Source organism: Streptomyces tateyamensis, assembly GCF_003205575.1.
In the GTDB taxonomy this organism is placed as follows: Bacteria; Actinomycetota; Actinomycetes; order Streptomycetales; family Streptomycetaceae; genus Kitasatospora; species Kitasatospora tateyamensis.
This window is the reverse complement of sequence record NZ_PYBW01000080.1, coordinates 45,634-57,618: the sequence shown is the minus strand read 5'-3', so window position 1 is coordinate 57,618 and position 11,985 is coordinate 45,634. Positions and strand designations below refer to the sequence as shown.

The 11,985-nt window shown below is 70.8% G+C and carries 14 protein-coding genes and 2 pseudogenes; 7 read left to right on the top strand and 9 right to left on the bottom strand.

The window, feature by feature from the left end:
* The 3 genes and pseudogenes from C7C46_RS21195 to C7C46_RS21185 form a co-directional block, all read left to right on the top strand.
* Positions 1 to 254 (top strand): annotated as a pseudogene (locus C7C46_RS21195) (hypothetical protein); the annotation flags it as partial.
* A 76-nt stretch (positions 255 to 330) separates the two neighbouring features.
* A complete protein-coding gene (locus C7C46_RS21190) occupies positions 331 to 978 on the top strand; it encodes a DUF433 domain-containing protein (protein ID WP_110671458.1) in 648 nt (215 codons plus the stop codon).
* Positions 975 to 1,436 carry a PIN-like domain-containing protein gene (locus C7C46_RS21185; RefSeq protein ID WP_110671457.1) on the top strand — a complete coding sequence of 154 codons (462 nt, stop codon included), beginning with the start codon at positions 975 to 977 and terminating at the stop codon, positions 1,434 to 1,436. Before C7C46_RS21190 ends, C7C46_RS21185 begins: the two co-directional genes overlap by 4 nt.
* 39 nt (positions 1,437 to 1,475) lie before the next feature.
* Here C7C46_RS21185 and C7C46_RS36685 read toward each other — a convergent pair.
* The 3 genes and pseudogenes from C7C46_RS36685 to C7C46_RS21170 form a co-directional block, all read right to left on the bottom strand.
* Positions 1,476 to 1,710 (bottom strand): annotated as a pseudogene (locus C7C46_RS36685) (LLM class flavin-dependent oxidoreductase); the annotation flags it as partial.
* A 41-nt stretch (positions 1,711 to 1,751) separates the two neighbouring features.
* On the bottom strand, positions 1,752 to 2,270 hold the full coding sequence (locus C7C46_RS21175) for a hypothetical protein (protein ID WP_220040664.1): 519 nt from the start codon (positions 2,268 to 2,270) through the stop codon (positions 1,752 to 1,754).
* Positions 2,267 to 2,566, bottom strand: coding sequence for a nucleotidyltransferase domain-containing protein (locus C7C46_RS21170; RefSeq protein ID WP_220040663.1), 300 nt, complete (start codon positions 2,564 to 2,566; stop codon positions 2,267 to 2,269). Before C7C46_RS21170 ends, C7C46_RS21175 begins: the two co-directional genes overlap by 4 nt.
* 278 nt (positions 2,567 to 2,844) lie before the next feature.
* On the opposite strand from C7C46_RS21170, the gene C7C46_RS21165 reads away from it, so the two are divergent.
* The 3 genes from C7C46_RS21165 to C7C46_RS21150 all read left to right on the top strand — a co-directional run bounded on the left by C7C46_RS21165 (position 2,845) and on the right by C7C46_RS21150 (position 5,106).
* Entirely contained in the window at positions 2,845 to 4,203 is a 1,359-nt protein-coding gene (locus C7C46_RS21165) for a hypothetical protein (protein ID WP_110671456.1), read from the top strand.
* A 256-nt stretch (positions 4,204 to 4,459) separates the two neighbouring features.
* The gene (locus C7C46_RS21155; protein ID WP_110671455.1) at positions 4,460 to 4,708 is read left to right on the top strand and encodes a type II toxin-antitoxin system CcdA family antitoxin; all 249 of its coding nucleotides are present in this window, start codon (positions 4,460 to 4,462) and stop codon (positions 4,706 to 4,708) included.
* On the top strand, positions 4,705 to 5,106 hold the full coding sequence (locus C7C46_RS21150) for a DNA-binding protein (protein ID WP_110671454.1): 402 nt from the start codon (positions 4,705 to 4,707) through the stop codon (positions 5,104 to 5,106). The genes C7C46_RS21155 and C7C46_RS21150 overlap by 4 nt, the downstream gene beginning before the upstream one ends.
* Before the next feature lie 43 nt (positions 5,107 to 5,149).
* On the opposite strand, the gene C7C46_RS21145 is transcribed toward C7C46_RS21150, so the two are convergent.
* From C7C46_RS21145 to C7C46_RS21125, 5 genes are all read right to left on the bottom strand, one after another.
* Complete coding sequence (locus tag C7C46_RS21145; protein ID WP_110671453.1) at positions 5,150 to 6,049, bottom strand: DUF72 domain-containing protein; 900 nt, start codon at positions 6,047 to 6,049, stop codon at positions 5,150 to 5,152.
* A gap of 188 nt (positions 6,050 to 6,237) precedes the next feature.
* Positions 6,238 to 7,344 (bottom strand): hypothetical protein, encoded by a 1,107-nt coding sequence (locus C7C46_RS21140; protein WP_110671452.1) that lies wholly within the window; start codon positions 7,342 to 7,344, stop codon positions 6,238 to 6,240.
* 316 nt (positions 7,345 to 7,660) lie between these two features.
* Positions 7,661 to 8,773 (bottom strand): MAB_1171c family putative transporter, encoded by a 1,113-nt coding sequence (locus C7C46_RS21135; RefSeq protein ID WP_110671451.1) that lies wholly within the window; start codon positions 8,771 to 8,773, stop codon positions 7,661 to 7,663.
* Positions 8,770 to 9,327 carry a hypothetical protein gene (locus C7C46_RS21130; RefSeq protein ID WP_110671450.1) on the bottom strand — a complete coding sequence of 186 codons (558 nt, stop codon included), beginning with the start codon at positions 9,325 to 9,327 and terminating at the stop codon, positions 8,770 to 8,772. The genes C7C46_RS21135 and C7C46_RS21130 overlap by 4 nt, the downstream gene beginning before the upstream one ends.
* 151 nt (positions 9,328 to 9,478) lie before the next feature.
* On the bottom strand, positions 9,479 to 9,985 hold the full coding sequence (locus tag C7C46_RS21125; RefSeq protein WP_110671449.1) for a helix-turn-helix domain-containing protein: 507 nt from the start codon (positions 9,983 to 9,985) through the stop codon (positions 9,479 to 9,481).
* Between the two features lie 301 nt (positions 9,986 to 10,286).
* Between C7C46_RS21125 and C7C46_RS21120 the strand changes: the two genes are divergently transcribed.
* Complete coding sequence (locus tag C7C46_RS21120; protein WP_245984654.1) at positions 10,287 to 11,111, top strand: HAD family hydrolase; 825 nt, start codon at positions 10,287 to 10,289, stop codon at positions 11,109 to 11,111.
* A gap of 51 nt (positions 11,112 to 11,162) precedes the next feature.
* Here the strand turns inward: C7C46_RS21120 and C7C46_RS21115 are convergent, their stop codons facing one another.
* The gene (locus tag C7C46_RS21115; RefSeq protein ID WP_110671447.1) at positions 11,163 to 11,984 is read right to left on the bottom strand and encodes a phosphate ABC transporter ATP-binding protein; all 822 of its coding nucleotides are present in this window, start codon (positions 11,982 to 11,984) and stop codon (positions 11,163 to 11,165) included.
* Position 11,985: the final 1 nt, after the last annotated feature.

The following is an 11,985-nucleotide window of genomic DNA, read 5'->3' as shown; positions in this document are numbered from 1 at the left end:
TTCCGATCCGCCGCCTGGCCGCCACCTGTCCGGAGACAGTCGACGCAGTCTTCCGGAAGCTGCTGCGCAAGCCCGGATTCACCTGGACCGAGCACGGCGAGGCCCTGCTACGCCGACGCAAGCCCTGGTACTACGAGCAGGAACCCCGCCCCGGCGTATCCGTGATCGGCGAGCGCCTCAACGAGCTCGCCGCTGGCGGCGGACGGCGAAAGCTCACGAGAGCGCGGCGCCTCTCGGCGGCCTCATCCGGGTGAAATGCTGGCGAGCCTGATGCCCGTACGGGACGATGAAGTAGCGTCGGATCGTCGGCTGGAGCCAAGGAGGTGCCGCATGTCGTACGAGCCCAAGCTGGCTGCCGCGTTGTCCGGTGCGACTCTGCGGCAGCTGTCGCACTGGCGGCGGGCCGCCGGCGAACGCGGCGCTGTCCTCGTGCCGGAGATCTCGGCGTCTCGTCCGATCCTCTACTCCTTTCGCGACGTGGTCGCCCTGCGAGCCTGTGTCCGCCTTCGCGAGGAGGCATCCCTGCAGAAGATCAGACGGGCGCTGAGCACGTTGCGCGAGGGCCTCGACGAACGTGAACACCTCTCGGCCTACCGACTGGTCGCGGGCGGTGACACGATCTACCTGGCAGACCCGGAGCACGCAGTGGACCTCGTGCGGAGCAAGGGCAATGTCGTCATCCACGACATGGTGGACGTGCTTGCGCCTTTCTACCGTGGTGGTCGACGAATCCCGGACCTCCTTGAACCCCGGCCGCACGTGTCCATCGACCCTGCCGTGCGAGGCGGTGAGCCGGTCGTCGAGGGGACACGCATCCCGGCGACGGAGGTCGCCGCTCTCCTGAGGGACGGCGTGCCACCTGAGCAGATCGGCGACTACTACCCGGGCGTGACAGCAGAGGCAGCGCGCGACGCAGCGGACTTCGCCGACTATGTCGACAGTTACGAGGATGCGGAAATCCGGCAGGCAGCGTCTTGAAGCTGCTGCTCGACGAGAATGTGCCGCTCCCCATGGCACGGATCGTGCGGCTGCTCCTGAAACACCACGTCGTCGAGCACGTGGCCGAACTCAGCGGCTGGGCGGGAACCAGGGATGTTGACCTCTACGCCCGTGCGGCAGCGGACGGCTTTCAGGTCGTTGTCACGAATGACACGAAGCAACTGAGCCGCCCACTCGAGGTGGTCGCCATCGCCGAGTCGGGCCTGCATCGCATCGAGTACCGCCAGAATCACAAGCACGGTGGGTTGGTGGGTCTCGGTGCGGCCATCGCCACTGTGTGCGCCGGTCTGCCCCATGCCTTGGCTGAACTCGACCAGGCGGACAGCCAGCGCCTGATCTCGCTGAATGCGGTCGACCCGTCCCAACAGAGCCGCTTGCGGATCGTGGATCCTGCCAGCGCCCCGCCCAAATTCTGGCCCACCGACTCACAGGGATAGGGGCATCAGGAGCTGAACCGGCGGAACATCGCAGGTCAGCAATGCGATAGGTGAAAAAGGATTGACCGAGGTTACGAGAGTTCCCAGGCGGATCCGCTCGGTGGCGCAGGCAGCCGCCGTCAACGTCGGGACCGCCCCGAACCAGGCCTCCTCCCGGAACGACCGCCAGGACAGGTGGTCGTAGGTGTACGCGGCATGGAACTTCAGCCCGCCGCCAGATCTTCTGTCCCTCGGCCCACCGGTGGATGGGGAGGATCACTGTGCTCAGACGCATGGCTCCGACCCTACGGGAGCGGTCGTCGTGAGCCCTGGTCATCAAGGCAGGCCGCACCCGAGGATCAGTAGCGGCTCATGTGCGGCATCGCCTTCTCGGCAAGATCGATGATCGCCTGTGCCTTCGGCAGATCGCCGCTCACCTCTTCGGGGGTGATGGCCGGGGCTTCGGCAGACCGGTACTCGCTCTCTCCCCCGGCCTTCGGCCGGGAGGTGCCCCCATCGGCGGATCCGCATGCGGCTGAACGGTCGCAGGACTCCGCCCAACGGCGGGTCGAGCTGCGCCTTCACCGTCTCGTACACAGCGACATGGCCACCCCTGCTCGTGGCACGGAGACCCTGGTTCATCAAGACCGCCGCAAGCGCCTTGCGCGCGGCGTCGTACGCGAGGCTGTACGCGCCGACCGGGTCGACGTCGAGGAGCAGCTTCGCAGAGGCCAGGTGCTGCCGCGCCTGAGTCAACTCCGCCTGGGCATGCTCCGCAGACGCCGGCACCCTCTCGACCTCACGTCGTTGGATCAGGTCGTCAACGGTCGCACGGCCCTGTTCCCAGCGGTTCACGCGCCATCCTCCTTGTGCAGCGTCAGGCGGACCAGCGGTCGCTCGCGAACCGAGGTGAGGAACGGTTCGGCGCTCTCCGAGGCCCAGGCCAGCGGGGAGATGCGGTGGACGTTGACCTCCCGGTGCAGCTCTCGCGACGCCTGCTCGGCGACGTCGAAAAGCTCGTCCGGGTCGGGCTGCCCGACGACCAGGACATCGACATCTCCTGGGATCGGACCGGGCTCCCCCTCGTAACGGGCCGCCCACGAACCGTAGATGTATGCCTCCTCGACTCCGTCGAGAGTCGAGAGGATCACCGTGAGTCGAGGTGGCGGAGCTGGCAAGCTCGCGCAGCGACCGGTCCCCCACCCGGCTGCCCCACGGGTCGCCGGCGAGATGCGCCTCCCGCACCTGCGCGAGTAACTGCTGTGGTCCGCCAACCCTGCCTTCGTCAGGGGCTGTGGCACAGCCCCCGCACCGATCAACCCGATCGAGCGTAGTACCCCTGATCCGCCGCCACTGTCCGGGGCGATGGCGATAGCCTGCCCCCGCAGTACACCGTCGTCTGTCTCCGCGAAGGTCCGCCATGTCACCCGTGTCCCGCAACCGCAGGTCGAACACCAAGAAGCAGCAGGGCAACAAGAAGCGTTCGGGCAACCCGGCGTCCCCGAAGAACATCCCCACCCCGCGCGAGCCGCTGGACCTGTCGGGCCTCCGCGCCGGCAACCCCTTCGGGGATCCATCCGGCCTGTCGTTCCTGCAGCGCCTCGCGGGCGCGGGGTCGGCACGACCTGACTGGTTCGGGCCGTCCATCGAAGGCATCCTCGACGAAGCCGAGGTGTTGCTCGACGCCCAGGGCCCGCGTCAGCTGGAGGACATGACGGCTCGCCTGCTGGGAGCTCACGTCCACAAGGCCGTCCAGGACGAGCACTCCCTCTTCCTCGGCAACTGGGTCGAGGAACTGATCGCCGTGGCGGAGCGACGGGCCCGGCTGCCGGTCGCCGGGGCGCCCGGCAGCCGGGCCGCCAACCTGCTCCTGCACGGCCTGACTTCGGTCGGCTCACCCGCGGTCGCGCACATGGCGGACGCAGCACTGTCCCGGCTGCAACCGGTCGTAAACGGCGCCGACAGCGGGGAGGACTGGCCGGACTGGCTCAACTCGGCAGCGAAGCCACTGATGACCGGAGACGTGTGGACGATGCGCGACGTGTACGGCTCACGGCTCGGCGTCATCGCGGCCACCAACTACCCGAACGGTGCCGACCCGGCTGTCTACCTCTTCGACATCGACGCCTGCGGCTTCGTCGTGCTCGCCGGAGGCGGCACCTTCGACGACGTGCAGCAGGCCGCCGCAGCCTGGCGCACCGCAGTCGGCGCGGCAGCCGCCGACTGCGTCCCGCAACCACTCGACAAGGCCCACACGGAAGCGCTGCGCTGCCTCATCGAGGTGGACCTGAGTGAGATCACCATCCGTGGGACGGAGTCGCGGGCGGTGTGGGACGAGTGGTTCCGTGCCCTGCGGCGCATCCACGACCTGTCCGACACCCTGCAGCGGCACGGCAGCTCACTGCCGACGCCCCTCAACCTCTACCAGGACATCGACGTCACGCCGACGGTGGAGGCGTTCTCCGCCTGGCTGCGGCAGGAGCACGGCGAGGAACCTGACCCGGAGGCCGTGGAAGCGCTGGTCGGCGAGTGGCTGGAGGGCGCCCTGCCCGACACCGCCGACTCGGTGTCACCACATCGGATCGAGCACCAGCTCGGGCTGATCAACGACTGGATCCCCGACCACCCGGCCACCATCGGGGCCAAGCGGCTGCTGCCGCACTGGGTGCGGTTCCTCGCGCAGCGGGCGAAACTCCCCGACACTGCGGCCGCCGCCGCCCTCGCGACGCTGGCCACCGTGTCCGGGGGCGGCCACCGGGCTGCCGAGCACTGCCGCGACGTCCACTGACCGCGCTGCCAACACAGGACGGGTCGAGCTGATCTGACACCTTCATCGCGTCTCCTCGGCCCCTACGTCGCGTTCTCGCAGGTCAGCATGTGATAGGTGAAAAAGGATTGACTGAGGTGACCAGCGCGCCCAGGCGGATCCGCTCAGTCGCCACCGCTGCGGCGGTCAGGGTCGGAACCGCCCCGAACCACGGCGCGTCCCGGAACGACCGCCAGGAGAGTCTGACCTTCGGCGCATATCGCAGTATGCTTATTTCATGCCCGCCACGACACGCATTACGGTCACCCTCCCCAGCGAGCAGGTGGCCGAGCTGAAGAAGCTCACGGACAACGTCTCCGGCTACGTCGCCGAGGCCGTGGCCCGCCAGATCCGGCACCAGCTACTAGGTGAGGAGCTGCGCCGCTACGAAGAGGAGCACGGGTCGTTCACCGAGGAGGAGCTGGCTGCGGCGAATGCCAGGATCTTCGGCTCGACCAACCACGACAGCTCAGCGAACGCCGCGTGAGCAACCGCATCGAGACCGTCGTGCTGGACTCTCAGGGGCTGTCCTCCTGGGTCTCGCAGGACCGTGGCACACTCGCGCTGATCCGATCCTTCCACTCGATGGCGGCTGATCTGGTGGTCGGCGCCAACACCATCGTCGAGGTGGTTCATGCGCGCGTGAACACTCCTCGGCTGAACTGGGTACTCTCGCAGGTCAAGGTCGAGGCAGTCACCGAACAGGCGGCGCGAGCCTCCGCCGAACTGCTGAAGCAGACCGGCGTGCATGGACACAAGTACGCGATCGACGCGACCGTCGCCGAGATGGCACTCCGTCAGCCAGGACCGGTGGCCATGCTCACCTCGGACGTCGATGACATGGCCAAACTCTGCGGCAGCCGCGTCCGGCTCATCGCCGTCTGAGCCCTGACGACATTTCCGCGGTCAGCTGCCGTCTCGGCGGTGGTCAGCCGGTCGTCGCACCCGCCTCCGTCGACGGACCGTCGAGCAGGTGGCTCATCGTCTCCGCGGCGTGCACTGCCGCTTCGCCACAGCAGTTGTTGAACAGGACGTGTACCTCGTCCGCCTGTTCGGCCATGGCGCGGATGGCCGGAGTCCAGGAGGTCAGCTCCTCGGGCGCGTACGTGTGGCGAAACCGCTCCTCCTTCGTGCCGGTCCCCCACGCGCGGTTGCGTCCGTGGAAGCGCACCACTGCCAACCGGGCGGAGGTGACCGGGGTGACCGGGGGTATGGAGGTGGGCAGCGACTGCACCGTGTCCACCGCCACGGCGGCCATCTCCAGCTCGGCCAACAGGCCGAAGGTCGCGGCGAAGTGCTCGCCCCGCCACCACCCGGGATGCCGGAACTCCACTGCCACCGGCCATCCCGCGGTGCGCTCCCGGCACTGGCGCAGAATCGATGCCGCCGCGGCGCCCGGCGCCAACCACGGGGGGAACTGGAAGAGCAGGGATCCCAGGCGTTCCGATCGGCGCAGCGGTTCAAGGGCTCCGCTGAAGCGGCTCCACACCTCGTCGAGCAGCCCGGGGTCCGCCTCCGGCCTGCCGCGCCTCTGGGCGAAGGCGGGTCGCAGATCGGCGGGCAGTGCGCCCGGGTGCGTCGGATGCCCGGTGAGCAACGAGAACGCCTTCACGTCGAAGCGGAAGCCCGCCGGTGTGCGCTCGGCCCAGAGGAGGCTGTTCCGGGTACTGGGCAACGCGTAGTAGGTGGCGTCCACTTCGACCAACGGGAACCGCGTGGCGTAGTACCGCAGTCTGGCTTCCGGGTTGCGGTGCCCCTCCGGATACCAGCCACTGCCCACAAGCTCTTTGTCCGTCCAGGAACACGCGCCGACGCGGATCTCTCCCATGCGCCTCGTCTGCCCCGACCCGAGCCGCCGACTCCGCGCGGACAAGGGTGATCCAGCTACGCCGGCGTTGTTGCCGCTCCTACCCACCCCGTTCCGGGGGGAGATGCCGGCCTGACTCGGTTCGGTGGCCGGGAATGCCCGTGCACCCGGGCGGGAGGGGCCGACCGGGTGCACGAGGTGAGGGGGTGTCAGTGCACGATGGCGTGCGAGATCTCGCAGCCGCCGGCGCCGTTGTTGTAGTCGTTGGCCCAGGTGCCCTGCATGGCGAAGGAGCCGGTGGCGAGGGCGACGTTCTGCGAGCCGCCGACGCCGCCAGTGCCCTTCCAGGCGCACTTGTCGGCGTTCTCCTGGCCCGAGGAGTCGGTCCAGCCGCCGGCCGGGTTCTGGTCGGTGACGGTCTCGGCGTACTCGTGGCCGAAGACCATGGTCACGCCGTCCAGGGTGCCCGCGCTGCCCGCGTTGACGTAGTTCTGGCCGCAGGAGGTGCCCATGTCGGTGACGTAGGGGTCGTTGGTGAACGCCACGTCGCCGTAGGGGGAGGAGGCCGCGCCGCCGCTCAGGGTGGTGTCGCCGTTGTAGTCGTGCCAGGCGCAGAACTGGCCGGTGGAGGTGTTGAAGCCGTCCGGGTGGGTGCCGGTCGGGGAGAGCACCACGTACTGGACGTTCCGGTTCGAGGCCGCGGTGGTGTTCCCGAAGTGGCCGGCCGCCTTGATGGCCTCCTGGGCCAGCTGGTTGCCGGTGGCCTGGCTGGGCGCCGCGGCCGACTCGTCGACCCAGAGGCCGGCCAGCGCGCCACCGGTCGGGTAGCCGACGTGGGTGCCGCTGGTCCCGCAGGAGGTGGCGCCCGTGGCCACGCCCTCGCAGTACTGGGTCATCACGCCGGACCAGGTCTCGCCGTTGGTGCCCAGGCCCTTGAAGAGCTGCTGGGCACGGACGCCCACGCCCATCGGGTCGCCGGACAGGGTGGTGTAGCCGTTGGCGTCGGTGCCCTGGGTGCCCCACTGGGTACCCATGAAGACCAGGTAGACCTTCGGCGCGCCGGTGGTCACGCCGATGCCGTCGACGCCGCCGCCGTACTTCAGGTTGCTGGTGCGCTTGCCCGCGGTGGCCGCGTTGGCGGCGCCCTTGGCGTTGACCACGCCGTGCCGGTACGGGTGGGAGTTGCCGGCGAACTCGTCGGTCGGCTGGTTGGCCTGGGCCGGGGCGGCGGCGAAGGCCGCGCCGGCCAGCATCAGGGAGGTGAGCCCGGTCAGGGCCTTGATCCGAGACTGGCGGTGCGTGGGGGAAGTGCCCATGGGTGAGGGTGCCTCTCTCCGGTCGGCCGCGCGCCGAAGGGGGATGCGGCGGCCGAGCATGGGGGTGACATGGCGCGGGCGGGCATTCGGGTCGGCCAGAGCCAGCCCGAACTGCCGGGCCGCCACAGGGAATTCGACGGCCCATCGCCCGATGGCCGGTAGCAAAGCAGAGCAGCTGAATTGCCGTCAACGGCCAGGTGCACGATCCCTGGGAATTGCGAAAGGAATCTGCGGAAATACCGGCCTTGAACCGAAGTTGATGCGCGTAGCGGGTATTCCATAAACAGCAAGGAGGAGCCGCTGAACTGTATGCGGGTCAGTCGCGGGCGTAGGCCCCGGCCAGCCGCAGCAGCCGGGCCGTCTCGGTGTCGAAGTCGAGCTCGGCGATCTCGGTGTCGCCCGCCGCGGCGGCCCGGTGGCCCGGGGCCTGGCCGCTGCGCCGACGGGTCGCGGCGGCGTGCAGCCAGCGGGCCTCGGCCGCGGGGTCCGCGTCCACCGGCAGCGGGGTCTCGGCGTAGCCGGCCAGCACCAGCGCGGCGTCCCGGATCTCGATCACCAGCCGGTGCAGCCGCACCCGGGGCGCCCGGCCCAGCCGCGCGGTGAGCACCACCTCCGGGACCGCCGCGGTCAGTGCCGCCCAGAGCGGGGCCAGCCGGCGCGCGGTGCGCCAGTCGCGCAGCGCGCGCAGCGCCACCCCGCCGGCCGGGATCACGCTGCCCAGCAGCACCAGGGCGATCGCCGCCCACTCGATGGAGTAGAGGGCGTCCTCGCCGAGGAACATCGGGCGTTCGAACAGCTGGGCCAGGATCTGGCAGACCCGCAGCACCGAGTAGCAGAAGCCGGCCGCGGTGCCCAGTGCCAGCACGGTGAGCCCGGCGCGCAGCGAGCGGGTGGCGGCCCGGCGCACGTTGCCGGCGAACAGCCAGCAGCCCAGCCCCATCGCGGTGCCCAGGTAGCCGGCCACGATCGCCGCGTAGCAGGCGGCCGGGACCGAGCCCGGGTAGCCCAGGTAGAAGTCGGCCGTCTCGCTGGGCTGGTCGACCAGGGAGAAGTTGACGGCCAGCGCGGCCCCGGCGGCGGCCAGCACCACCAGGGCCGGCCGGCGCAGCCGGCGGGCCAGCTCCGGGCGGGCGGTCTCGGCCACGAAGGTCAGCGAGGCCTGGCAGGCGACCAGGCCGATCAGGTGCTTGCCCAGGATCACCAGGTTGTGGATCCCGGTGCCGCCGTCGATCACCCGGGTGGGCAGCGGCAGGCCGAGGGTGACCAGCCCGGCGGCCCCGGCGAAGGCGGTCCACAGCGCCCGCTTGCGCGGCTCGCGCAGCGCGGTGGGCAGCCGCCACAGGGTGACCAGCCAGAGCAGCACCAGGATGGCCAGTTTGACGGCGGAGGGGTGCGGTGGCAGCTGGTCCCCCGGGTGGCCACCGGTCACGAGCGGCGCACCGGGTGGCCGAAGGCGTCGTCGAGGCGGGCCAGCACCTGGCCGGCCGGCGCATCGGCGCCGGCCCGGGTGGCCCGCTCCAGCAGCAGGGTGGCCAGCGACTCGGCGTCGGCCTCCTGGCGGCTGCTGTAGCCGCTGCGGGCCAGCAGGGCCAGCACCCGGTCGGTTCGCAGCCCGAGCTCCGCGTCGGTGGCGGCCCGGTCGGCCAGCGCCCGGGCGGCCGGCTCGGCCCGCTCGGCGGGGGTGGCGGCCTCGGGGGCGGTGTGGTCGAGCAGCATGTGGGAGATCTCGTGCAGCACGATCTGGGTCTTCAGGATCGGGGCGGCGCCGGCCTCGTAGAAGACCAGGTCGACCTCGTCCAGGCCGAGCCAGAGCCCGCACGGCAGGTCACGCCCGGCGGCGTTCGCCAGCGGGACCAGGCGCAGCGGGCGGCCCCGCTCGGCAGCCACCCCGGCGCAGAACTCGGCCAGTTGGAACGGCCGGGGCACCGCGATCCGCTCCACCAGGGCGGTCAGCTCGGACCTGGGGCGCTTGCGCCACCTCATGGCCGCCCTGCCCTCTTCACCGCTGCCACTGCCACTCCTGCCGACCCGGCGGTCGGACCGCCTCTCCCGACACGATCGAGCCAGAAGCATAAGCGCTCGGTCGAGTTGTGGTCACATGTGGTGCACAAGATCACCAGAAACGATCACGAGGTCAGCGCCGGGAGCCCCGACGGCCCACCTCGGGCAGCCCCTCCACCGCCCTGACCTGGTCGACGATGGCCCGCAGCCCCTTGAGCGCCCGCGGCGAGAGCCCGGCCAGCCGGAAGGCCACTGCCCGCACGTCCCGGTCGGCCAGCACCCCGGCCAGCTCCGCCTGCTCACCTTCGGGGGCGCCCGCGACCCGCTCCGCCTTGAGCTCGCGCACCCGGGCGTCCACCCGCTCGGCCACCGTGTCGTCCAGGAAGTAGGCGGCCGGCACCCCGAAGAAGGCGGCGATCGCCTCCAGGGTCCGGACCGTCGGGTTGGTCTTGGCGCCGGTGCGGATCTGCTGCAGGGTGCCGTGCGAGACGGTCGGGCCGTCCGCCCCGGCCTGCTCGCGGATCGCCTGCGCCACCTCGTGGTAGCTGAAGGGACCGCGCCCCGCGGGGTGGATCTCGCGGAACAGGTGGTCCAGCTTCTCGGCGATCGAGCGGCTCGGCGCCTGCCCACGCTTCGTCATCGCCGCTCCCTCGTCGGTGGGTTCCACGGTGTCGCCCCGCCCCCTTTGATACCAGTATCCACCGTAGTAGATGCACCAAACGACCGGATCGTCTCGTTCCGACCCGACCAATCACGGTTGACAGCCCAGGGAGGGTTCAGCGTATGTTCGACTGGCGATCGTCCAACAAAATAGACGGCCGCCAGGACGGCGCACGGTCACACGGGGGTTGACCGCGCGCCGTCACCTTTTTCCGGCGGGCTCCCCGGCGGCGCTCCCCGCCGGATTCAGGCCGGTGCGGGCCTGCTGCGAGGATGAACGGGTGACCCAGCCAGCCGTACGCCCCCGCCTGATCGCCACCGACCTCGACGGCACCCTGCTGTGCCAGGGCGGCTCGGTCTCCACCCGCACCGCGGCGGCGCTGCTGGCCGCCGAGCGGGCCGGCCTGCGGGTGGTCTTCGTCACCGGCCGCCCGCCGCGCTGGATGCAGCTGCTGCGCGAGCACATCGGCGGCCACGGGGTGGCGATCTGCTCCAACGGCGGCGCGGTCTACGACGTGCCCGGCGAGCGGCTGCTGGAGACCTTCCCGCTGGCTCCCGAGACCTCCCGGCAGCTGGTGCGCGAGCTGCGGGCGGCGCTGCCCGGCACCGCCTTCGCCTTCGAGTACCCGGGCGGCTTCGCCCGCGAGCCGCAGTACGAGGTGCGGATGTGGGGCGACGACGCACCGCACCTGATCGCCCCGGCCGAGCAGCTGCTGGAGCAGGCCGGCCCGCGGCAGTCCTACAAGATCCTCGCCAAACACCCGGAGCTGGCCCCGGACGAGTTCCTGGCCCGCGCCCGGGCGGCGGTGGGCGGCCTGGCCGAGCTGACCCGGTCCAGCCCGGTCGCGCTGCTGGAGATCAGTGCGCCGGGGGTGACCAAGGCCGCCACCCTGGCGCGCTGGTGCGCCGAGCTGGGCATCGACCGCAGCGAGGTGGTGGCCTTCGGCGACATGCCCAACGACCTGGAGATGCTGGCCTGGGCCGGCACCTCCTACGCGGTCGCCAACGCCCACCCGGACGTGCTGGCCGCAGTCGCCCAACACACCGTCAGCAACCAGGAGGACGGCGTCGCCCAGGTGCTGGAGGCGATCATCGCCGGACTGTGACCCGGGGATCGACAGCCTGACGACCTGACGACCTGACGGCCTGACGGCGGCTCAGCCGAAGCGCCCGTTCACGTAGTCGGCGGTGCGCTGGTCGACCGGGGCCGAGAAGAGCTGCTCGGTCGGCCCGGCCTCCACGATCCGGCCCGGCGTGTCGTGGCTGGCCAGGAAGAACGCGCAGGACTGGGAGATCCGCTGAGCCTGCTGCATGTTGTGGGTGACGATCACGATGGTCAGCCGGCCGCGCAGCTCCGCGATGGTCTCCTCGACCCGGCGGGTCGAGGTCGGGTCCAGCGCCGAGCACGGCTCGTCCATCAGCAGCACCTCCGGCTCCACCGCCAGCGAGCGGGCGATGCACAGCCGCTGCTGCTGGCCGCCGGAGAGCGCCCCGCCGGGCGTGCCGAGCCGGTTGCTCACCTCGTTCCACAGCCCGGCCCGGCGCAGGCTGTCCTCGATCAGGTGCTCGCGGTGGTCCCGGCCCACCTTGATCCCGGCCAGCTTGAGGCCGCTGGCCACGTTGTCCGCGATCGACATCGCGGGGAACGGGTTGGGCCGCTGGAAGACCATGCCGATCCGGCGGCGCACCTCGGCCGGGCGGCGCCCGTGGGCGTACACGTCCTCGCCGTTCAGCAGCACCTCACCGCCGAGCTGGGCGCCGCGGACCATCTCGTGCATCCGGTTGAGGGTGCGCAGGTAGGTGGACTTGCCGCAGCCGGAGGGGCCGATCAGCGCGGTCACCTGGCCGGCCGCCATCTCCAGCGAGACCCGCTCCAGCACCTTGTGCGCGCCGAACCAGGCGGACAGGTCGCGGGTCGCCAGGCCGGAGAGCCGGGTCGGCTCGGTCTCGCCGGCCTGGCGGGGGACGGTGGTGGTCATC

What these genes read in the sequence shown, in the direction of transcription:
- C7C46_RS21190 (WP_110671458.1), top strand. Translation starts at nt 331, where the DNA reads ATGTCGTACGAGCCCAAGCTGGCTGCCGCGTTGTCCGGTGCGACTCTG.
- C7C46_RS21155 (WP_110671455.1), top strand. Translation starts at nt 4,460, where the DNA reads ATGCCCGCCACGACACGCATTACGGTCACCCTCCCCAGCGAGCAGGTG.
- C7C46_RS21145 (WP_110671453.1), bottom strand. Translation starts at nt 6,049, where the DNA reads ATGGGAGAGATCCGCGTCGGCGCGTGTTCCTGGACGGACAAAGAGCTT.
- C7C46_RS21140 (WP_110671452.1), bottom strand. Translation starts at nt 7,344, where the DNA reads ATGGGCACTTCCCCCACGCACCGCCAGTCTCGGATCAAGGCCCTGACC.
- C7C46_RS21130 (WP_110671450.1), bottom strand. Translation starts at nt 9,327, where the DNA reads ATGAGGTGGCGCAAGCGCCCCAGGTCCGAGCTGACCGCCCTGGTGGAG.
- C7C46_RS21125 (WP_110671449.1), bottom strand. Translation starts at nt 9,985, where the DNA reads ATGACGAAGCGTGGGCAGGCGCCGAGCCGCTCGATCGCCGAGAAGCTG.
- C7C46_RS21115 (WP_110671447.1), bottom strand. Translation starts at nt 11,984, where the DNA reads ATGACCACCACCGTCCCCCGCCAGGCCGGCGAGACCGAGCCGACCCGG.